Annotated in this window: 22 protein-coding genes and 1 pseudogene; 13 read left to right on the forward strand and 10 right to left on the reverse strand. The window is 66.0% G+C overall.

The genetic code is table 11. The features are described from left to right. Positions 1-44 precede the first annotated feature (44 nt). From UK23_RS52050 to UK23_RS32185, 7 genes are all read right to left on the reverse strand, one after another. Positions 45-212, reverse strand: coding sequence for a hypothetical protein (locus UK23_RS52050; RefSeq protein ID WP_156213529.1), 168 nt, complete (start codon positions 210-212; stop codon positions 45-47). Positions 213-221: 9 nt separating this feature from the next. After that, entirely contained in the window at positions 222-608 is a 387-nt protein-coding gene (locus UK23_RS32160) for a hypothetical protein (protein ID WP_156213530.1), read from the reverse strand. A gap of 162 nt (positions 609-770) precedes the next feature. Continuing rightward, positions 771-950, reverse strand: coding sequence for a hypothetical protein (locus UK23_RS32165; protein ID WP_045315467.1), 180 nt, complete (start codon positions 948-950; stop codon positions 771-773). A gap of 29 nt (positions 951-979) precedes the next feature. Then, the gene (gene ligD, locus UK23_RS50705; protein WP_082115140.1) at positions 980-2,929 is read right to left on the reverse strand and encodes a DNA ligase D; all 1,950 of its coding nucleotides are present in this window, start codon (positions 2,927-2,929) and stop codon (positions 980-982) included. A gap of 144 nt (positions 2,930-3,073) precedes the next feature. After that, on the reverse strand, positions 3,074-3,379 hold the full coding sequence (locus tag UK23_RS32175; RefSeq protein WP_045315468.1) for a hypothetical protein: 306 nt from the start codon (positions 3,377-3,379) through the stop codon (positions 3,074-3,076). Then, complete coding sequence (locus tag UK23_RS32180; RefSeq protein ID WP_045315469.1) at positions 3,372-3,701, reverse strand: hypothetical protein; 330 nt, start codon at positions 3,699-3,701, stop codon at positions 3,372-3,374. Before UK23_RS32180 ends, UK23_RS32175 begins: the two co-directional genes overlap by 8 nt. Positions 3,702-3,763: 62 nt before the next feature. After that, complete coding sequence (locus UK23_RS32185; protein ID WP_063778135.1) at positions 3,764-4,822, reverse strand: LysR family transcriptional regulator; 1,059 nt, start codon at positions 4,820-4,822, stop codon at positions 3,764-3,766. Positions 4,823-5,055: 233 nt separating this feature from the next. Here UK23_RS32185 and UK23_RS50710 point away from each other — a divergent pair, with 233 nt between their 5' ends. From UK23_RS50710 to UK23_RS32205, 4 genes are all read left to right on the forward strand, one after another. After that, positions 5,056-6,180 (forward strand): radical SAM protein, encoded by a 1,125-nt coding sequence (locus UK23_RS50710; RefSeq protein ID WP_045315470.1) that lies wholly within the window; start codon positions 5,056-5,058, stop codon positions 6,178-6,180. Then, a complete protein-coding gene (gene tmk, locus UK23_RS32195; protein WP_045315471.1) occupies positions 6,177-6,830 on the forward strand; it encodes a dTMP kinase in 654 nt (217 codons plus the stop codon). Before UK23_RS50710 ends, tmk begins: the two co-directional genes overlap by 4 nt. After that, entirely contained in the window at positions 6,821-7,663 is an 843-nt protein-coding gene (locus UK23_RS32200; protein ID WP_045315472.1) for an endonuclease/exonuclease/phosphatase family protein, read from the forward strand. The genes tmk and UK23_RS32200 overlap by 10 nt, the downstream gene beginning before the upstream one ends. A 61-nt stretch (positions 7,664-7,724) precedes the next feature. Beyond that, on the forward strand, positions 7,725-8,216 hold the full coding sequence (locus tag UK23_RS32205) for an NUDIX hydrolase (protein WP_045315473.1): 492 nt from the start codon (positions 7,725-7,727) through the stop codon (positions 8,214-8,216). Here the strand turns inward: UK23_RS32205 and UK23_RS32210 are convergent. The 3 genes from UK23_RS32210 to UK23_RS49130 are packed head-to-tail and all read right to left on the reverse strand — an operon-like array spanning position 8,191 to position 9,958. Beyond that, a complete protein-coding gene (locus UK23_RS32210; RefSeq protein ID WP_196777973.1) occupies positions 8,191-9,228 on the reverse strand; it encodes a Scr1 family TA system antitoxin-like transcriptional regulator in 1,038 nt (345 codons plus the stop codon). The genes UK23_RS32205 and UK23_RS32210 overlap by 26 nt on opposite strands. Continuing rightward, positions 9,134-9,544, reverse strand: a complete 411-nt coding sequence (locus UK23_RS32215) for a hypothetical protein (RefSeq protein ID WP_156213532.1) — start codon at positions 9,542-9,544, stop codon at positions 9,134-9,136. The genes UK23_RS32210 and UK23_RS32215 overlap by 95 nt, the downstream gene beginning before the upstream one ends. Before the next feature lie 45 nt (positions 9,545-9,589). Further along, complete coding sequence (locus UK23_RS49130; protein WP_052685251.1) at positions 9,590-9,958, reverse strand: zinc finger protein; 369 nt, start codon at positions 9,956-9,958, stop codon at positions 9,590-9,592. A gap of 263 nt (positions 9,959-10,221) precedes the next feature. On the opposite strand from UK23_RS49130, the gene UK23_RS32225 reads away from it, so the two are divergent. The 9 genes and pseudogenes from UK23_RS32225 to UK23_RS54845 all read left to right on the forward strand — a co-directional run. Further along, positions 10,222-11,391 carry a helix-turn-helix transcriptional regulator gene (locus UK23_RS32225; protein ID WP_045315476.1) on the forward strand — a complete coding sequence of 390 codons (1,170 nt, stop codon included), beginning with the start codon at positions 10,222-10,224 and terminating at the stop codon, positions 11,389-11,391. An 11-nt stretch (positions 11,392-11,402) separates the two neighbouring features. Beyond that, entirely contained in the window at positions 11,403-12,134 is a 732-nt protein-coding gene (locus tag UK23_RS32230) for a 5-formyltetrahydrofolate cyclo-ligase (protein ID WP_045315477.1), read from the forward strand. A gap of 138 nt (positions 12,135-12,272) precedes the next feature. Further along, entirely contained in the window at positions 12,273-12,914 is a 642-nt protein-coding gene (locus UK23_RS32235; RefSeq protein WP_045315478.1) for a hypothetical protein, read from the forward strand. Between the two features lie 76 nt (positions 12,915-12,990). Continuing rightward, positions 12,991-14,019, forward strand: a complete 1,029-nt coding sequence (locus UK23_RS32240; RefSeq protein WP_045315479.1) for a LacI family DNA-binding transcriptional regulator — start codon at positions 12,991-12,993, stop codon at positions 14,017-14,019. Positions 14,020-14,126: 107 nt separating this feature from the next. After that, on the forward strand, positions 14,127-15,404 hold the full coding sequence (locus tag UK23_RS32245; protein WP_231114782.1) for a sugar ABC transporter substrate-binding protein: 1,278 nt from the start codon (positions 14,127-14,129) through the stop codon (positions 15,402-15,404). 26 nt (positions 15,405-15,430) lie between these two features. Further along, positions 15,431-16,318, forward strand: coding sequence for a carbohydrate ABC transporter permease (locus UK23_RS32250; protein WP_045315480.1), 888 nt, complete (start codon positions 15,431-15,433; stop codon positions 16,316-16,318). Positions 16,319-16,322: 4 nt separating this feature from the next. Further along, entirely contained in the window at positions 16,323-17,183 is an 861-nt protein-coding gene (locus UK23_RS32255) for a carbohydrate ABC transporter permease (RefSeq protein WP_045315481.1), read from the forward strand. Positions 17,184-17,216: 33 nt separating this feature from the next. Beyond that, positions 17,217-18,170 (forward strand): family 43 glycosylhydrolase, encoded by a 954-nt coding sequence (locus UK23_RS32260; RefSeq protein ID WP_045315482.1) that lies wholly within the window; start codon positions 17,217-17,219, stop codon positions 18,168-18,170. A 17-nt stretch (positions 18,171-18,187) separates the two neighbouring features. Beyond that, positions 18,188-18,489: pseudogene (locus tag UK23_RS54845) on the forward strand (glycoside hydrolase family 32 protein); the annotation flags it as partial.

Raw genomic sequence — 18,489 nt, forward strand, 5'->3', positions numbered from 1 at the left:
CTTAGACACTCACATGATCAACGAGCGCCGTGCCCGCCTTGCATTCAGGACAAACGACTTTGCCGGGGCCGTGCCAGCAGCACGTGAGATGTCGTCATTGCGCTGACCGCGTTGTGGACGTCTGGGTACGCGTCGAGGAGCTCGGTCATACGTCCTTCGTCCCAGAACTCGGCGGCCTTGAGATCGTGCTTCTGGGCGTAGTCGTCGAGCAAGGCGGTTACCTAGCTTCCGCCGTCACGCGCTGCCGCAAGCGAGTTGTTCGTAGCGAAGACGATGTACTCGGGCTGCTTGTGCAACCTGTTCGGCTGGAACCACCACTCGAAGCGCTTGGTGATTCGTTGCGTCAGGTGGGTCATCCTGCCGGGCTCGCTCAGCGGGGAGTGGTTGAACGAGGCCTCAAGGATCATGAACCCGTCCCACGGTGCTTCCGCGGACGGGTACTCAGCCGCGCGTCCGTCGAAGGCGGCGTCGTATCCGCGCGTCGTACGTCGCCGCCAGTTCGGCTCGGGATCCGGTCCGAACATGCGCGCGACCAGCGCCCGGCACGTCTTCTCGAACCCCTCGTGGCCCAGCTCGCGCAGCTCGTAGTGCTTGGCAATGCGCACCACGTCTTGTTCTGAGACGTCCCGCCGCGTGCCGTCAGCTACCTGTCGTGTTTTCCAGCGAAGCAGCTCCTTCGCCGGATAGATCGACGAGTGCTCGTCGACAGGCTTGTGATGGGTGCCGCAGAGGAGCAGTAGGTTCTCCGGAGAGTTGATCAACGTGCTCGGCTACGTCGAGTCGTACCGCGGCCCTCTGGGTTTCTCCGAGCGGATGTGCGCGATCTCCGCGACCACCGTCAGGACCCCGCGATCTTCGAACACCAGCGCTGCCTCGCAGCCGGGATACGCACACCACCGCGCCGCGCCGAACAACAGCTTGATCGTCTTCTCCGCGTACGTACGCGCCATGCCGCAACCATAGGACGCGACCCTGACCCTCAGCGAGGAAGCGCTGCACGGTCATGTTCGACCGGTGCGAAGAGATCGCCGTGGTCCGCCGTTCGATCGAGCACGTCGTCTGCGGCGAACATCAACTGCTCCGGCTCGCGACAACCGCGAACCTCGTCCCAGGCGACCGGCGTGGCCACAGTCGGCGCGTCGCGACCACGCAATGAGTAGGGCGAGATGGTGGTCTTGGCGATGTTGTTCTGGCTCCAGTCGATGAACACCTTGCCGTCTCGACGAGCCTTCGCCATCGTGGCGGTCACCAACTGGGGCGTCTCCTGCTCGAACGCCGTGGCGATTGTCCTCGCGTAGGCAGAAGGTGCTTGCGCGCTCGTCGTCTCGATGCCCGCGTAGATCTGCATCCCCTTCGAACCTGACGTCGTGGCCACCGGTATGAGCCCATCAGCAACAAGTACTTCGCGCAAACGCTCGGCAACGCGAGCGCATTCAACGATCGTGGTGCCAGGTCCGGGATCGAGGTCGAAGACCAGCCGGTTCGGCAGGCTCCGCGCGCCTCCTACGACAGTCCACTGACGGACGTGCAGCTCCAGCGCGGCGAGATTGGCGGCCCACACGAGCGCGGCAAGCTCCTCCAACAGCGCATAGCGAACAACTTCGTCCGCATCGGCACCGCGCCTGGAACCACCGCCACGCAACGACACCGTGGGCAGCCACTCCGGCGCGCTCGCGTCGGTGTTCTTCTGGAAGAACTTCTGTCCGTGCACACCGTTGGGGAACCGCACGAACGTGACAGGTCTGCCACGCAAGTGCGGCATCAGGAAGGGCGTTATCCGGCTGTAGTAGGCAATGACCTCGCTCTTGGCAGTGCCGTCTGGATACAGCGGCTTGTCCAAGTTGGACAAGGTCAACGTACGGCCACCCGCCTTGACCTTCACGCGGCTGCCGATCTCAGGGAGTTCAGCAGCAGCTTGAGGGCTCGGGCGACCGGGCTGCGGTGCCGCTACCTCTGAAGGCTCGCGGTCAGCACGAAAGCCTCGCCACGCGGTGTGTCGCAGCCGGCCGTGGTCGCCGCGGCTGAACTGCCGGAATCGGACTTCTCCGACCAGGATCGGCTCCACCCATTGGGCCCGTGCCACGTCATCTCGTGGTGGCGTTGCCGAGAAGGGATGGCTTGAACGCTGCAACGGCCGCAAGCGGTCGCGCAACTGATCGCGGTCCTGCCGGGTGAAACCGGTGCCGACATCGCCGATGTAGACCAGGTCGCCACTGCTCGGGTCGTACGCGCCGAGCAAGAGGCCGCCGACGGTGCCCGTGAAGCCGCTCTGTCCGGGCCGCCATCCGCACACGATGACTTCGCGCGTCTGCACGAGCGGGTGCTTGCACCAGAAGTCGGGCCGTTTACCCGGCAGATAAGGAGAGTCGAGTCGCTTCGCGACGAGACCTTCATGTCCCTCCGCAGCCACGCGCTCGAGGAGCCGTTGAGGCGTTAGTCGGTCGGCAGCGAGCTCATCGGAGGTGAACGACAGTACGACGGTGATGCGGAAGGGATCAGGCATTGGTAGTTCGGTGAGCCGACGTCGCCTCTGCTCATACGGCTGGTCCAACAGGAGCTGCTGGCCGAGCTGCAGGAGGTCGAACGCCAAGAACCGAACCGCGACATCGGCGAACGGCTCGGTGCGCCGGGCGGTGCGGTGCTTCTGGAAGCGGCCTCGGCGTTGCTGCAGAAGGCTGAAGTCGATCTGGCCGGCCTCGTTGTAGACCACGGCCTCACCGTCGAGCACCGCAGCACGTCCTCGCAGTGCTGTGTTGAGCACACCGGTCAACTCGGCGAACTCGGCGGAGAGGTCGAGTCCGTTGCGGCTGGTTAGCACCGTCGTGCCATCTGCGGCGATGCGCATCGCCACGCGATAACCGTCCAGCTTGTACTCGTACGCCCACTGCGGCCCCTCGCGCAGGCGGCCACCATCGGACTTGGCCAGCATCGGGTCGATCCAGGCAGGAACGGAGTCGTGAGCCACGCGCACGGCGACCTCCGCTCCCAGGACGTTGCCCAGTCACTGGGAATCGAAGGTAACCCGATCGGCCTAACTCCGCGCGTCAGCGCCGATCGGGGATCGTCGGGGGTTTCAGAGCTTCCGGAGCACGTGGAACGGCACTAACTGGTCGACCAGGTAGAGCTTGCCCTGGCGTCCGTCGGCGTAGCCGATCTCGTAGTTGACGACACCGAGCCAGTCACCGTCGACACTGGGGAAGCGTCCGTGGAGCTGCCCTTTCGCCGCGCCAGTCAGGTCCAAACCGGTAGCGATGACGTGCCTCGCGGCACCGGGAGCGCGGGCGAACAGGCTGTCCAATCGGACCGAGACACCGGTGACCACAGCTCTGCGGCCGTGGACGTTGTCGCCTTCCCAGACGGTGAACGGGCTGTTAAGCACGTCGGCCGTTGCCTGAGGTCAGCGCTGTCTGCGGCTGGTGCCGAACGAGTTCGAAGTAGAGCTCCTCGGATAGTTCGGCCCGGTCGGCCGCGGGTGCCGTGGCAGCCAGCCGCCAGAAGTGGTCAGCGGTGTCGGTGGCGCAGGCCAGGCAGCTGATGTGGGCCTCGCCGTCGCGCACGACCGCCCTGAACTGAGAGTGACCCAGTGTGTGCCGGCCGAGCTTGCATCGCGCTGGCAAGAGAGCCACCCGACGGCCGGTCGTGTCGAACCTGTACGTGAGCTTGCCGTCCATTTGGGACGGTTCGAGAAGCTGCCGATCCATGACGCGAGAACCTATCATCGTGTTCGCACATATGTTCGGTTGGACGCGTGCGGCGGTCGTTCTCAACCCGGCAGGGTGACAGGAACCGATCTTGTTGGACTCGCTGCCGCGAACGCTTTCCACAGCAGGTTGAGGGGGTGGTCGGTGGCGTAGCGGTCACGCTCGCCGCTGCGGGCGAAGATGCCGGTGACGATTTCGAGTGCGGGGTCGTAGTCGTCGGCGAGGTTGATCTTGCGTAGTCCGCGGCCGGGCAATCGTCCTTCGAGGACGGCGTCGGCAACTCGTTCGGTCGTGAGCATGCAGCCGTGCACCAGCTCCGCGTTGAGCAGGTTGAGGCCGTAGTTGAGGGAGTCGATGTCGGCGACGATGTTGAGGGTGCCGCGGTAGTCGGGGCCGTACCAGTGGCTGAGGAACTGGGCGAGCAGGCCGGCTGTCGGTGCGAGCAGCGGCAGGGCGGGCAGCTTGGCCGCGGTTACCGGGGTGTCGGGCAGTTCGCGGGTGCTGAGGTTGGTCAGCAGGGCGACGCGTTCACGGTGCCATTCCAGGAAGTCGTAGTCGAGTTCGGGTGGGCGTCCGGGGTGGGCGGCGAAGCTTCCGCAGACCATGTCGACCTTCTTGGCGTCGAGTTTGCGCCACAGGTCGCGGGTGCGGACGTGCTCGATGTTGAGCTGGATGCCGCGGCGCTCGAAGTCTTCACGCAGCGAGGGCCAGACGGCGCCCAGGAACTCGACGGTGAACTCGGTGGTGCCGAAGGTGACGGTGGAACCAAGCCGTCGCCGGCTGCGGTGCAGGCTGTCGGTCCACGAGTCCAGGGTCTGGATTGCGAGTGCGACGACCTCTTCGCCGGACGGGGTGAAGAGGAAGTCCTTGCCACGGCCCTGTTTCAGGACGAGCGCCTCGCCGACGAGGCGGGTCGCGGTCCGGTTGAGGTTGTCGAGCTGCTTCTGCACGCTGGACTGTTCGCGGCCCAGGACGCGGGCCGCGCGTTGTGCTGTGCCGGTGGTGTGCACGACGCCGAGGGTGCGGAGCTGGTCGAGGCTGACGTCGAGCATCTCCGGCGGGCAGCCCAGCAGGGTGGCCAGCAGCTTCTCCGCGTCGACCTCGTCCGCGATGTCGGGCACCGTCGCCTCCTTCTTCGGTCAGCTGCCGCGCGCACTCTTACGTGCTTGTTGTCCGTGCGAGCAGTTGGGTTGTCGCTGATCGCAGTTGTACTCGTACTATCCAAAAGATGTCCACTTGGACATCTAAAGTCGCGCTACTGTACTTCCGAACATCTAGTCGGGGTGCTCTCGATCCGGCACTCGATCATCGGCGACATCGGCGAACCGACTGTCGCGGACGGGGGAGGTTCACGATGACCAGTGCACGCAGCATCGCCGACGAGGCGTTCGCCACGTCCTGCTACTTTCGGACCACAGTGGACAGTCCGCATCGCAAGGCTCTTGTGCAGATCAACGAGGACTGCAACCTCCGCTGCGCCCATTGCTTCGTATCGGCGACCCGTGTGGGCAAGCAGATGCCCCTCGCTGAGATCGTCGGCAAAGTGATCCCGCAACTCAGCGCGGCGAGGGTGCGGAGGGTCACCCTCACCGGTGGGGAACCCACGATCCATCCCGATTTCATGGCCATCGTGCGTGAGTTCCGCGCCGCCGGAATGGACGTAGGGGTGTGCACGAACGCCACGATGTTGAGCGACCAGCAGATCGCTGAACTCGCTGGTCTCGGAGTGCACTGCAACGTGTCGCTCGATGGGTTCGCCGCGGACTCGCACGGCAAGTTCCGAGGCAACCAAGACAGCTTCGACGTCACTGTCGCAACGGTGCGGAAGCTCGGCGCCGCCAGAATCCTGCAGGGCTTGCTGTGCACACCGAACTCGTTGGCGCAGAACGAGGAGTACGTCGAGCTGTGCGCGTTCGCCCGCGCCCATGGAGCAAGCTATGTGCTGCTCAACCCGCTGGGCAGCATGGGCCGTGGTGTCAAGTCGCAGGGACGGCTCGCGAAGACCACCCTGCACATGCAGGAGATCCACGCCTTGACCGAGCCGTTCAACGGTCCGGACCTCGACATCGCCTACATCCGCTTTCCCAACGCCGCGGGCAAGCCGTTGTCGGGCTGTGAGGCGGGAACGATCATCTACGTGTTCACGCCGGGCGACGTCACCGTGTGTCCGTACCTGGTGTTCGCCGCGAGAACCCCGGCGTCCCAGCACACGGACACCGAGTTCATCGTCGGGAACATCTTCACAGACACGGACATCGCCCAACGCTTGGATAACTACCGGTTCCACGACCGTTACCACGTCGGCATCAACAGCACCTGCGGGTCGTGCTCGATGAACGCAGGCTGCGGAAAAGGCTGCCCGGCCGCCGTGGTCGCCGCAGGCGGTCGGATCGGCGACGTCGACGCCGAGCAGTGCCCGGTCACGACCGCTGATCAGGGTGCGGGAGAACGTCGGCTGTTGCCGCTGATGCCGGTATGACGTCGCTCTTCGACGAACCCCGACGCTTGCCGGGAACTCTGATCACCCTGGACGGCCCTGGTGGCGTCGGCAAGTCCACCGCGGCGAAGCTGGTCGCCGAGACGTTGACCGCAGCGGGTGTGCCGGTACATGCCACAGTCCAGCCGTCCCGCGCGCCGCTGGGCGAGCTGGCCCGGCACGGCACCGACACTTTTCGAGGAATGGCGCTGGCGTGCCTGTGCGCAGCCGACCGGCACCACCAGCTCGATGCCGAGATCAAACCCGCGTTGCGCGACGGACAGATCGTGATCTGCGATCGCTACGTCGCCTCCTCACTTGTCCTGCAGGGGCTTGACGGCTTGTCCGCGGAAACGGTGTGGCAGCTCAACCACGGTGTCTACCGGCCGGACCTCTCTGTCATCCTCAACGGCGATCCCGCCGTGATCGACCACCGGCTGCGGACACGCGGTGGGCACAGCCGCTTCGAGCGCGCCGAGGACAACAGCGACATGGAGTCCGGGCTCTACGTCCATGCCGTCGTGGACCTGCAGGCCAAGGGATGGCTGGTCGAGACGCTGGACTGCACCACCGACGACGCGGCCACGATCGCTGCCAGGATCGTGTCACTGATCCACCGAGTAATCGAGGAGAAGATCGCGGTATGCCGCTGAGTCTGCTCACCGTCAACGTTGGCGCCCCGTCGATCGACCGCGCGCAACGCCAGCTGCGATGGCTCGCCGCCCGCCCTGAAGAAGTTCTGGTCCTTACCGAGACCAAAGCCACCGCGGGCAGCGCTTTCCTGGCCAAGACCTTCGCGGCCGCCGGATACTCGGTCACCTTTCCCACACACTCGCCTGGTGAGCTCGGCGTGATGATCGTCAGCAAGGTCGCCACGACACTGGACCCGCTCGGCTCCGCCCTGGACTTCCTGCCCGCACGCGCGGTCGGCGTCGTCGTCGAGACCGATGAGGGACCGTTGCGCGTCGCGGGCGCGTACGTGCCGTCCCGCGATTCCACGCTGGAGAAGACCGAGCGCAAGAAGACCTGGATCGAGCAGTTCCACAAAGCGCTCGAATACACCAGCTCGAACGCTCCGCTGCTCCTGCTCGGCGACCTCAACGTCCTCGAACCCCACCACCAGCCACCTCACCGTGGCCAGTTCGCCCAGTTCGAGTACGCCTTCTACACCGGCCTGACCGAACGACACGGTCTCACCGACCTGTTCCGCCACCTGCATCCCAACCGGATCGAACACAGCTGGGCACGCCGCGCGGACCTCGGCTACCGCTACGACCACGCTCACGGCTCGCACGCGATCGCCGAGAGGCTCATGACGTGCGACTACATCCACGAGACCAGGGAAAACGCGCTCGACGGATCCCGTCTGACGGATCATTCGGGACTCGCCGTCACGCTGGCGCTGAGTGCGACGCAGACGCTGCTAACGTCTGACCCCGCCACGGCGGTCGACGCGCTCACCGAGCCGGAGCCAACTCTGTTCTGAACTCCGGCACCACCCGCGCAGGCTGCCGCCCAGTCAGCCGACCGCGAGGAACACCTGCCGGATGTCCACGACCGCCACCACCCCGCGCCTCGGCGGACGGGTGCTGCTGCTCGACGCCGATGACCGAGTGCTGCTCGTTCACGCCTGCGATCCGCACGACCGCGGCCATCACTGGTGGGAGCTGCCCGGCGGCGGCCTCGACGAGGGCGAGAAGCCAGAGGACGCCGCCCTGCGCGAGGTAGCGGAGGAGACGGGAATCATCATTCCGTCCCTGGGGCGCAAGCTGTGGATCCGCGAATCCCGCTTCCACTACAAGGGACGCGACCACCACCGCGAGGACCACGTCTTCCTTGGCCGCATCACAGACACCGCACCGAAGGTCGCCCTCAAGCCCACGGAGAACGAGAAGGCCGGGCTAATCGAACGGCGCTGGTGGTCCGCCGCCGAACTTCGCCAGTGCACGGACAAGCTGCTGCCCGCCCGGCTTTCCGCACTGCTTGACGACCTGCTTGCTGGCGTCTTCAGCGCTACGCCCTTGCGCCTGAGTGACTGATCGCGCTGCGGCACCCTTCGCTCCGCTTGGATCGCTTGTTGTGTAAAGGATCCTGGAGCTGCATTGCTGCCTGGCACAACCAGGCCGATGTCTCTTCTCGCGGTCGCAGAACTGCTTCGAGCGACTCGAGTGCGTGCTCGTAGGGCTGACGCTCACGCTCCGACTCCAGCCAGCTGTCGCCGTGAATGGTTCGGACGTGCACCACGTCGTCGAAGCGCCTCTCGACGAACCGCATCATTGTGAACGACTTCCCCATGCCGAAGTACGGACCAGCACCACCGTCCACCACCTCGATCGCGAGTCCTGGCAAGGATTCCTGAAGTTCATCCAGGTGCAGGAGCTGATCTGCCACGACCCGTGCCCCGCCCACGTTGCTGGTGAGCGCGGATTCGGACACGATCAGCCGCACAAGGAGTGGGCCGGCGCTACTGCGTTGTGCGCCGTCCCGCGGTCCGATGGCCAGTCGGCTGAGAATCTCCTCCCGAAGCCTGAAGTCGAGTTCGTGGGCGGTCGCACCCGCCTGCAGCATCGCGGCATGGTGGGCGGCAGTGCGGACGAGTTCGGGAATCGCGTCTGCCGCCACGATCACCAGCTCGGACGCCTCGGTCGCGACATCCCAGTAGGTCCAGGTCAGCCGCGGCCACGCGCCACGAGTTACGTAGTCCCACGTCTGCGGATCTCCGAGACGGTGTGATGCTTGAACGCAGAGTTCGACTTCGTCGTCCGGTACGCCGCACGCACTGGCGATTTTCACGACGTCCATGGGAGAACACCGAATCACCGCACTGCTCAGCTGAGACAGCTTCGCCGTGGAGAAACCCACGATCTCCTTCAGGTCCTCCAGAGTCCAGTTCTGCTTCCTGCGCCAGCCGAGCACCCTGCGGCTGAGCGCGCGAACTTCCAGGCTCGCCTTCCCGTCAATCAGTTTGGCGGCCATCGGTCTCAGTAAGCGTTGCGGTAGCACGTTCGACGACTGCGGCGACGTAAAGACCTGCCTTGAGTTGGCTGTCACGTCGTTGCATCTGAAGGACGATGTCGAGCAGGAGAAGAGTCACCGCGGTGTGGACGATGGCCACAGCGAGAGCGGGCAAGTCTTGCGACGTGAAGGCGGCGAAACCTCCGAACGCCAAACTGGCGGTGAGCAGCACGAGACCCGCAGGCCGTGAGAGCAGTGCGCGTCCAGAGGGAAACGCCTTGTCGACGTGTCGCTGGATCTCTCGTCGTACACAGACTTCTTGGTTCCTGCCAGCGCCGATCGCTTCGCGCTGTCGTTGCACGACAACGTCCACAGCAGCGTGCTCGATCGTGCAGGCGTCGATCTTGTCCATCAGTTCGTCCACTTTCAACACTCGTGAGGCATCGGAAGGTCTTCATCAGGCGGCGCTGATGTCGACCTGCTGGTCCAGCTCGACAGCGAGCAGTGCCAGCGTGGTGACGAGGTCTCTGAACTGCGTGGCCTTGTCCGCGGGCGGCAAGGTTTGGCCTTCCAGTTGATCGCCTTCTACGGCGGGAGAGGCCTTCGACTTCGCTGACCTCGGCCATGGCAGGAGGTGTTCGTGCTCTCGCCACACCGCGTCGCACTTCTTGCAGGTGGGCCAGCACCGTTCAGAGTCCGCCCACTTGTCGGTCGACGCGGTGACTTCGAGGTCGCAAAGGGTGTTGCCCACCTCGTTCGCGACGAGTTCCTGAGGTATCGCGTGGCGCGACCCCTCGTGGGGCTGCCACTTGAAAGGACGAGACATGACCGATCACTTCCCGTGAACCTGTGCGTGTCGAACGCTCGTGGTGTCGGCGGTGACCTACTGAAACCTGCTTGCGGATATCCGCGCCAGCCCGCGAAGCTGCCTCAAATGTCCCCTGAACGTCCCCTGTAGAGCTTCTACCAGCGGTAACAAAGCCCTGACCCAATTGGGTGATATTGGAGCGATCCCAATAGGTCTGCTCGTGGAGACGGTTTCTCGGGCTACGCTGCTGGTTAGGCGAATCCGTGTTAGGGGAGACCGCGATGGCACCGCCGCGGAAGGCACTGACTGACCGTCGCAAGGCGGAGGGATTCTCGCGGGAATCGCTGGCGTTCGTGGTCGGAGTCGCCGAGAAGACGGTCGGCAAGTGGGAACGCAACGAGGCGACTCCTGAGCCGCTGAACCAACCGCGTCTCGCCAAGGCGCTCAGGCTCACCACCCAGAAGCTGATCGACCTCCTCAACGCGGACGCCGAGCCTGAGGTGCAAGATGGCCTCGATCGGGTCGAATGGGCGCTCGCGAACCCGTCGCAAGCCGACTTCGAAGCCGTTGCCCGGCTTCGCAACCACGTCGTCGAGCTGGGAGAGCGCTACGACCGCGAGCGGTCGACCGCGTTGCTCGCCGAGGCGGGGCAGCTGCTGGGACAGGTTCGGTTTCTTCGGCAGCACGCGCACCGGTACGGCGTGAAGCGGGACCTGCTCGCGGCAGAGGCCGAGGCGGCGACGCTCATGGGGCAGTTCGCCTGGGACGCCTCCCAGCGCCGGGATCACCTCGAGGCGAGGAAGCACTTCGATCGTGCTGCGGAAGCCGCGCGCGAGATCAACGACCCGGTGCTGGAGAGCATCGCGCTGCTCCGGACTTCGTACGTCGCGCTCTACGGCGAAGACGACGCGCGTGACGGCCTCCGACTGACGGAGCAAGCTGCTGTTGCTGCGCGCGGAAACAGTGAAGTCCTGGAAGGCCTTGCGGTGCTGCACACCGCCGAGGCGCACGCGATGCTCGGCGAACGCCGAGCCTGCGAAAGGGCACTCGACCTGGCGCAGGACCACTTCGGGCAGAAGACCGAGGACGACCCGGTGCCGGAGATGTTCTCCCAGACGCAGCACGACCGGCTGGCCGGCGCCTGCTACCTGCGCCTGGAGGACACGACCAAAGCCCAGCCCAGCCTGGAACGGGTGGCGGTCCAGACGCGGTCGCGGTCGAAGTCCCGCAGCATCGCGCTGGCCAACCTCAGCCTGACCCACATCCTGCAGCGTGACCTCGAACAGGCGGCCGCGAGCTTGCATCTGGCGATCGACTCGGTTGAGGGAACCTGGGGCGGTGGCGGCCTCAAGGTCATTTTCAATGTGGCGAGAGAGCTTCGCCCTTGGCGCGCGGAACCTGTGGTAGATCAGGTGTACGACCGCCTGCTGACCGTGATGGCGGCGACCTAGGAGGCTAGTTCGTGGGCAGTCCCGGCGATGGCAAGAACGAAGTCCGTCACCGCGTCTGGGACCTGCTGGCCGAACACGGGGCTGCTCCGCCGGACGTGCACGGGTCGATCCCGAACTTCGTAGGTGCCGAAGCAGCTGCGAACAAGCTGGCCGAACTCGCCATCTGGAAGGCCGCGCGCGTGGTCAAGGCCGTGCCCGACAAACCGCAGATTCCGGTTCGAGTGCTGGGCCTCTCGCAGGGCAAGCTGATCTACCTCGCGGTCCCGAAGCTCGCTGGGGCGAAGCCGTTCTACGAATTGGATCCGGCGAACCTGCCTGTGCCGCCGGCAGAGGCCGCCATACCCAAGGTCGCGGCCACCTTCGCGAGGACCGTCGACACCGACGAGATGCCGCAGGTGGATCTGATCGTGTGCGGCTCGGTCGCGGTTGACCGCCGGGGCGCGCGGCTCGGCAAGGGTGCGGGCTACGCGGACATCGAGGTCGCCCTGCTCCAGGAAGCCGGGCTCATCCACGAAGCGACACCCATCGTCACGACGGTGCACGACCTTCAGGTGGTCGAGGACGAGCTGCCGGAGACGAGCCACGACTTCTCGGTCGACTTCATCATCACGCCGACGCAGGTCATCGAGTGCGGTCCGTCTCGCCGGCCGGAAGGCATCCTCTGGTCGGAGATCGACCCGGCGAAGGTGGCTGCCATCCCAGCCCTTGCCTTGCGCGCGGCACAAAGACCCCCGATCGAGTGATCACGGCGTTCTCGCAGCTCAGGGCTGGTCGAGGGGACACATCGGGGACCTCCTGGGGACGATGGAGGTGTTCCGGTACACAGCTCCACCCGGCTTGGCTATGGCGTCCCAGCCAGCGCAGAAAGCCGAGGTGGCTCCGTGAGCACGCAGGCGCCTGTCGAACCCAGCCGTATCATCGCGCCGTACATCACCACCTGGTCCGCTGAGCAAGATCTGCCGTCGAGAGTGGTGGAACATCCCCTCGGCGGCATCGGCTACGCAGACGAGGGGCTAGGAGATCGCGACGCCCACGGAGTGCTGTGGAGTCGCATCGGCGTCCGTGCGGGAACCGGCCGTCCCGAGTTCGGGAAGGTGCACCCGCTGAGGCAGCGGCGCGCCATGCGCAAGCTGCTGTGCCAGGTGTGCGGTGGCCCGGCCGACCGCACGGACGAGGGCGTTCTCTGGTTGTTGCGCGACTACCGCGGCGACTGGCCGAGCTGGCCGGAAGGCATGGCGTCGACAGAGCCACCCGCGTGCGTGTTGTGCGTCGCGATCTCGCTGAAGCGCTGTCCGGCGCTTCACCGCGGCGCTGTTGCCGTCCGCGTTCGTGAGTGCCCGATCGCGGGTGTGCGTGGCGCGATCTACCAGCGGGGCCTGTTCGGGCCGACCGCCGTTTCAGCAGCCAACGTCGCCTACGAAGATCCGGACATTTGTTGGACGGTCGCTTCGGCGCTGATCCGCGAGTTGAAGGGGTGCGTACAGATATCGCTTGAAGAACTCATTGCGACTCTTGACGCGTGAACGACCGGGTTGCATACTCCCTTAACCTCAAGTTAATCGATTAAACAAACTGGTGACAACGGGAAGGGGTGCCGCGATGGTCCGCGTCCGGATGGCCGACGTGGCGGCCCGCGCCGGTGTCTCCACGGCGACGGTGTCGATGGTCCTGAACGGGGTCAACTCGACGCGCATCTCGCCGCAGACCCAGCAACGCGTGCGCGAAGCCGCGGAGGCCGTCGGCTACAAGCCGAACTCCGTGGCCCGCAGTCTGCGGACGCAGCAGACCCGCATGGTCGGTCTCATCTCGGACACCATCGCCAGCACGCCGTTCGCCGGGCGGATGCTGGCCGGGGCCAACGACGTCGCTCGCGAACAGGGGCACCTGGTGGTCCTAGTCGACACCGAACGCGATGCCGAGGCAGAGCGCCAGGCTCTGCACGCTCTGAACGGGCAGCAGGTCGACGCCGTCATCTACGCGTGCATGTGGCATCGAGTGGTCGAGGTGCCGCCGGGGCTGCCCGAGGACGCGGTCCTGCTCGACTGCGCTCCGGCCGGGGGAGGCCGGGCCGCGGTCGTGCCGGATGAGCGGGCCGGTGGAAGAGTCGCGGTGCGGGAGCTGGTGGCTGCCGGGCATCGCCGGATCGCTTTCCTGGACGCCGAGGAACGGTTCGAGCTCGTCGCCTCGCGGCTGCGGTACGAGGGCTACCTCGAGGTGCTGGCGGAGGCCGGGATCGAGCCGGACCCCGCCTTGCACGTGCGGGCCGAGCCCGTGGCGGGCGGCGGGCGGGACGCGGCCCGGCGGTTGCTGGATCTGCCAGAGCGGCCCACCGCGATGTTCTGCTTCAACGACCGCATGGCGATGGGCGCCTACGCGGCCGCGCACCACTGTGGACTGTCGGTTCCCCGCGACCTGTCCATCGTCGGCTACGACGACCAGCAACTGGTCGCGGCCGAACTCGACCCTCCACTCACGACGATCGCGCTGCCGCACTACGAAATGGGGCGATGGGCGATGGAGGTGGCCCTCGGGCTGCGCCAGGCGGATCCCGAAGTCCCGCATCTCATGCCGTGCCCGCTCATCAGGCGGGCCTCGGTGAGCCCGCCGCCGACCCAGTTTGGCGACTGACCGGCGGCGGAGCTCACTTTCGTTGCACTGCACACCCACATGGCAGTTGGCGCTGCCATCGAGCACGGAGGCGACGGCCGGTCGCGCTCCGGGAAAGAGACTGCACGGTGAAGCGCAAGTCCCTCTCGATGTTAGCAGCGGCGGGCCTGTCCGCGGCGCTCGTGCTCAGCGGCTGCGGCCGTGCGAGCGATTCCTCCTCCGGCGGCTCCGGCGAGATCACCATGTGGACCCACTCGGCGGGCAACCCCGGTGAGCTGGCGGTGTACCAGCAGATCATCTCCGACTTCAACGCGTCCCAGAGCAAGTACAAGATCGTCCAGCAGAACTTCCCGCAGGGTTCCTACAACGAGGCGATCACCTCCGCCGCGGCGGCGCGCAAGCTGCCCTGCCTGCTCGACATGGACGGCCCGGTGATGCCCAACTGGGCCTGGGCGGGGTACCTCCAGCCGCTGGGGCTTCCGGACGACCTGATCGGTTCCCTGCTGCCCACCACCGTCGGCCGCTACAAGGACACCGTGTACTCGGCGGGCTACTGGGACGCCGCACTGTCGATCCTCGCCAGGAAGTCGGTGCTGGCCAAGAACAACATCAGGATCCCGACCGTGGACGAGCCGTGGACGCTCGACGAGTTCGACGCGGCTGTCGCCACGCTGAAGTCGAGCTACCGGACACCTCTTGACCTGGGTGCCGCCGACAAGGGCGAGTGGTGGTCGTACGCGTACTCGCCGATGCTGCAGAGCACGGGCGGCGACCTGATCGACCGCGGCACCATGAAGTCCGCGGACGGCGCGCTGAACGGCCCGGACGCGGTGAAGTTCTTCACCTGGTTCCAGCAGGCGTTCCGCAACGGCTGGGCGGACAACGCGGGCCCTGTCGGCAACCAGCGCTTCATCGACGACAAGGTCGCCCTGAGCTACACCGGTGTCTGGAACGCCAAGGACGCGCTGCAGAGCGTCGGCGACGACCTGTTGATCCTGCCACCGGTGGACTTCGGCAAGGGCCCGAAGATCGGCGGCGGTTCCTGGCAGTGGGGCATCTCGGCCGGTTGCAAGAACGCCGACGGCGCCCGCGCGTACCTGAAGTTCAGCTTCCAGGACAAGTACCTCACCGCGTTCGCCGACAGCCAGGTGGTCATCCCGGCCACTGCGGCCGCCGCGAAGGCGTCGAAGTACTTCGGCGACGCCGCCGCGCTGCGCCAGTTCGCGGTGCTGTCGCAGAAGTTCGCGCTGGCCCGGCCGGCCACTCCCGGTTACCCGGTGATCTCCTCGACCTTCGAGAAGGCGGCGAAGGACATCATGAGCGGCGCCGAGGTGAAATCCACTTTGGACACTGCTGTGAAGGCGATCGACACCGACATCTCGTCGCAGAACGGTTACGGCTTCTAGGGGGGCCGAGAGGGAAGGTGCCTCCCATGATCCGCGCCGATCTGCGCTCCGAACGCCGCGCCGGCTGGGCGATGACGGCCCCGGCGGTGCTGTTGCTGCTGGCGTTCCTGATCGTCCCGGTGATCCTCGGGTTCGTCCTGTCGTTCACCAACGCCAGGCTGATCTCGCCGGAACCGACAAGCTTCACCGGTTTCGACAACTTCGTCCGGGCTTTCACGGCCGATCCGACGTTCTTCCGCTCGCTGCTGAACACCTTCGCCTTCGCCGCCGTCGTGGTTCCGGTGCAGGCCGGGTTCGGGCTGGTGCTCGCGATCCTGGTGAACCAGAAGATCCGCGGCGCGGTGGCGTTCAGGGTCATCTTCTTCATCCCGGTCGTGACCTCGATCGTCGTGGTCTCGATCCTGTGGAAGTTCCTGTACCAGCCGGACGGGCTGATCAACTCCTTCATCGACACGATCAGCTTCGGCGCCTGGCACGGCATGGCGTGGCTGAACGACCCGGGCACCGCGCTCACCGCGATCATCGTGCTGTCCGTCTGGCAGGCGGTCGGCTTCCACATGCTGATCTGGCTGTCCGGCCTGCAGACCATCCCCGAGGAGCTCTACGAGGCCGCGCGGATCGACGGTGCGGGAAGCTGGCGGCAGTTCCGCGACGTGACGTGGCCGTGCCTGCGTCCGACCAGGGTGTTCGTGCTGATCACAATCACGATCGCGGCGCTCGGGCTGTTCGTGCAGATCGACGTGATGACCCAGGGCGGCCCGGTGGACTCCACCTCGACGCTGGTCTACCACGCCGTGCGCATGGGGTATCGCCAGCAGCAGATCGGTTATGGCTCAGCGCTTTCGCTGGTGTTCTTCGTGCTGGTGCTCATCGTCGCGCTGGTTCAGCGCTACCTGACCAGAGACGAGGCCTGAGCGGATGAGCCGCCGTTGGATCTACCTGGCCATGACCGGACTCGCCGTCTTCTTCCTGTTCCCGTTGGTGTTCATGTTCGTCTCCAGTCTCAAGCCCGACGGCCAGATCCTGTCGGACGTCGGTGGCTGGCGCGCGTTCCTGCCGGTGGGGGACATCAGTTTCCGCAACTACGCCGGGGTGTTCGAGCGAGTGCCGGTCGGCCGGTTCCTGCTGAACTCGTTGCTCGTCACGACGGTGATCGTGGGTGCGGGGCTCGTGATCAACTCCATGGCGGGGTTCGCGATCTCCCGGATGCGCTGGACCGGCCGCCGTGTGGTGCTGAGCGTCGTCATCGCCACGCTGATCGTGCCGTTCGAGACGATCGCGGTGCCGATGGTCTACTGGGTCTCGCAGCTGCCGACGCTGCTGTTCCAGAACGGGCGGCTCGTCTACGACTTCGGCTGGCTCGACACCTACGAGGTGCAGATCATCCCGTTCATCGCCAACGGGTTCTCGGTCTTCCTGTTCGCCCAGTACTTCTCGACCATCCCGGCCGCGATCGACGAGGCGGCGCGCATCGACGGCGCGGGCTGGTTCACGATCTACCGCAAGATCGCCGTGCCGCTGTCGGGTCCGGCGTTCGCCACGGTCGCGATCCTGACCTTCCTGCCGGCCTGGAACCAGTACCTGTGGCCGAGCATGGTCGTCCAGGACGAGAACCTGCGGCCGGTCATGGTCGGCATGCAGTACTTCTTCCAGGACACCACCGCCTGGGGCGAGATCATGGCCTACACGTCGATGATCACACTGCCGGTGCTCGTCGTGTTCCTCGCCTTCCAACGCGCTTTCGTCAGCAGCGTCGCCGCGAGCGGCGTGAAGGGCTGACTTCTCTTACAAGACTTTCTCGAAAGGCTGTGGATGTTCGCGCTGCCCGAATCCTGGGTCTGGGACTTCTGGTTCGCCGACGACGGCGAGCACTACCACCTCTTCTTCCTGTACGCCTCAAAGGCTTTGCGTGATCCCGACGCCCGCCACTACCGCGCCTCGATCGGCCACGCGGTCTCGGCCGACCTGACGAACTGGACCCGGATCGAGGACACGCTGGTCCGCGCGGACGCCCCGGCGTTCGACGACTTGGCGACGTGGACCGGTTCGGTGGTGCGGCATCCGGACGGAACCTGGTTCCTGTTCTACACCGGCTCCACGTCCGCCCCGGAAGGCAAGAACATCCAACGGATCGGCATCGCCACATCTCAGGATCTCGTTACCTGGCAACGAAGTCCGGAGAACCCGGTGCTGACCGCCGACCCCCGCTGGTACGAGAGGCTGGACGCCGGATGGCACGACGAGGCGTTCCGCGACCCGTGGGTGTTCGCCGACCCGGACGGCGACGGCTGGCACATGCTCATCACCGCTCGCGCCACCGCCGGTGAACCGTTCGAACGCGGTGTGGTCGGCCACGCCGTCTCCGCCGACCTGAGGCACTGGGAGCCGCGCCCGCCGCTGACCGTGCCCGAACCGCGGGGGTTCGGGCAGCTGGAGGTCACCCAGGTCGAGGTCGTGGACGGCAAGCCGGTGTTGTTGTTCTCCTGCCTGGCCGAGCACGCGTCGGCCGACCGCCGGGCGACCGGCACGACCGGTGGGATCTGGGCGGCTCCGGCCGGCGGCCTGCTAGGGCCGTTCGGCATCGAGGCTGCCGAACCCGTCACCGACGACAGCTTCTACAGCGGTCGCCTGATCCGCCGCCGGTCCGACGACCAGTGGGTGCTGGTCGCGTTCCACAACCGCGGCGAGCACGGCTTCGTCGGCGCCATCAGCGATCCCATGCCGGTGGCGTGGGACGGCAAACGTCTCAGTGTTCTTGGTACCTAAGAGTTTCTGGAGGACGGATGAGCTCAACGACGAGCGGACTTCGCCTGCTGCGCATCGCCTTCGCCGCCGTGCTCGTACTCGCGAGCGCGGCCGTGGGTTCCACACCGGCGCCGGCTGCGGTCACTTATCGCGCGCAGTACCACTTCACCGTGCCCGACCACTGGAAGAACGATCCTCAGCGGCCGGTCTACCTCAACGGCAAGTTCCACTACTACTACCTCTACAACGCCGACTACCCGAACGAGGTCGGCACGGCGTGGCGGTTGGCCACGACCACCGACGGCGTCGCCTTCGCGGACCAGGGCATCGCCGCGCCGAA

It is taken from the genome of Lentzea aerocolonigenes (genome assembly GCF_000955955.1).
GTDB lineage: Bacteria > Actinomycetota > Actinomycetes > Mycobacteriales > Pseudonocardiaceae > Lentzea > Lentzea aerocolonigenes_A.

What these genes read in the sequence shown, in the direction of transcription:
- UK23_RS32255 (WP_045315481.1), top strand. Translation starts at nt 16,323, where the DNA reads ATGAGCCGCCGTTGGATCTACCTGGCCATGACCGGACTCGCCGTCTTC.
- UK23_RS32205 (WP_045315473.1), top strand. Translation starts at nt 7,725, where the DNA reads ATGTCCACGACCGCCACCACCCCGCGCCTCGGCGGACGGGTGCTGCTG.
- UK23_RS32200 (WP_045315472.1), top strand. Translation starts at nt 6,821, where the DNA reads ATGCCGCTGAGTCTGCTCACCGTCAACGTTGGCGCCCCGTCGATCGAC.
- UK23_RS32250 (WP_045315480.1), top strand. Translation starts at nt 15,431, where the DNA reads ATGATCCGCGCCGATCTGCGCTCCGAACGCCGCGCCGGCTGGGCGATG.
- UK23_RS50710 (WP_045315470.1), top strand. Translation starts at nt 5,056, where the DNA reads ATGACCAGTGCACGCAGCATCGCCGACGAGGCGTTCGCCACGTCCTGC.
- UK23_RS32225 (WP_045315476.1), top strand. Translation starts at nt 10,222, where the DNA reads ATGGCACCGCCGCGGAAGGCACTGACTGACCGTCGCAAGGCGGAGGGA.
- UK23_RS49130 (WP_052685251.1), bottom strand. Translation starts at nt 9,958, where the DNA reads ATGTCTCGTCCTTTCAAGTGGCAGCCCCACGAGGGGTCGCGCCACGCG.
- UK23_RS32165 (WP_045315467.1), bottom strand. Translation starts at nt 950, where the DNA reads ATGGCGCGTACGTACGCGGAGAAGACGATCAAGCTGTTGTTCGGCGCG.
- UK23_RS32260 (WP_045315482.1), top strand. Translation starts at nt 17,217, where the DNA reads ATGTTCGCGCTGCCCGAATCCTGGGTCTGGGACTTCTGGTTCGCCGAC.
- UK23_RS32180 (WP_045315469.1), bottom strand. Translation starts at nt 3,701, where the DNA reads ATGGATCGGCAGCTTCTCGAACCGTCCCAAATGGACGGCAAGCTCACG.
- tmk (WP_045315471.1), top strand. Translation starts at nt 6,177, where the DNA reads ATGACGTCGCTCTTCGACGAACCCCGACGCTTGCCGGGAACTCTGATC.
- UK23_RS32215 (WP_156213532.1), bottom strand. Translation starts at nt 9,544, where the DNA reads ATGGACAAGATCGACGCCTGCACGATCGAGCACGCTGCTGTGGACGTT.
- ligD (WP_082115140.1), bottom strand. Translation starts at nt 2,929, where the DNA reads ATGCTGGCCAAGTCCGATGGTGGCCGCCTGCGCGAGGGGCCGCAGTGG.
- UK23_RS32240 (WP_045315479.1), top strand. Translation starts at nt 12,991, where the DNA reads ATGGTCCGCGTCCGGATGGCCGACGTGGCGGCCCGCGCCGGTGTCTCC.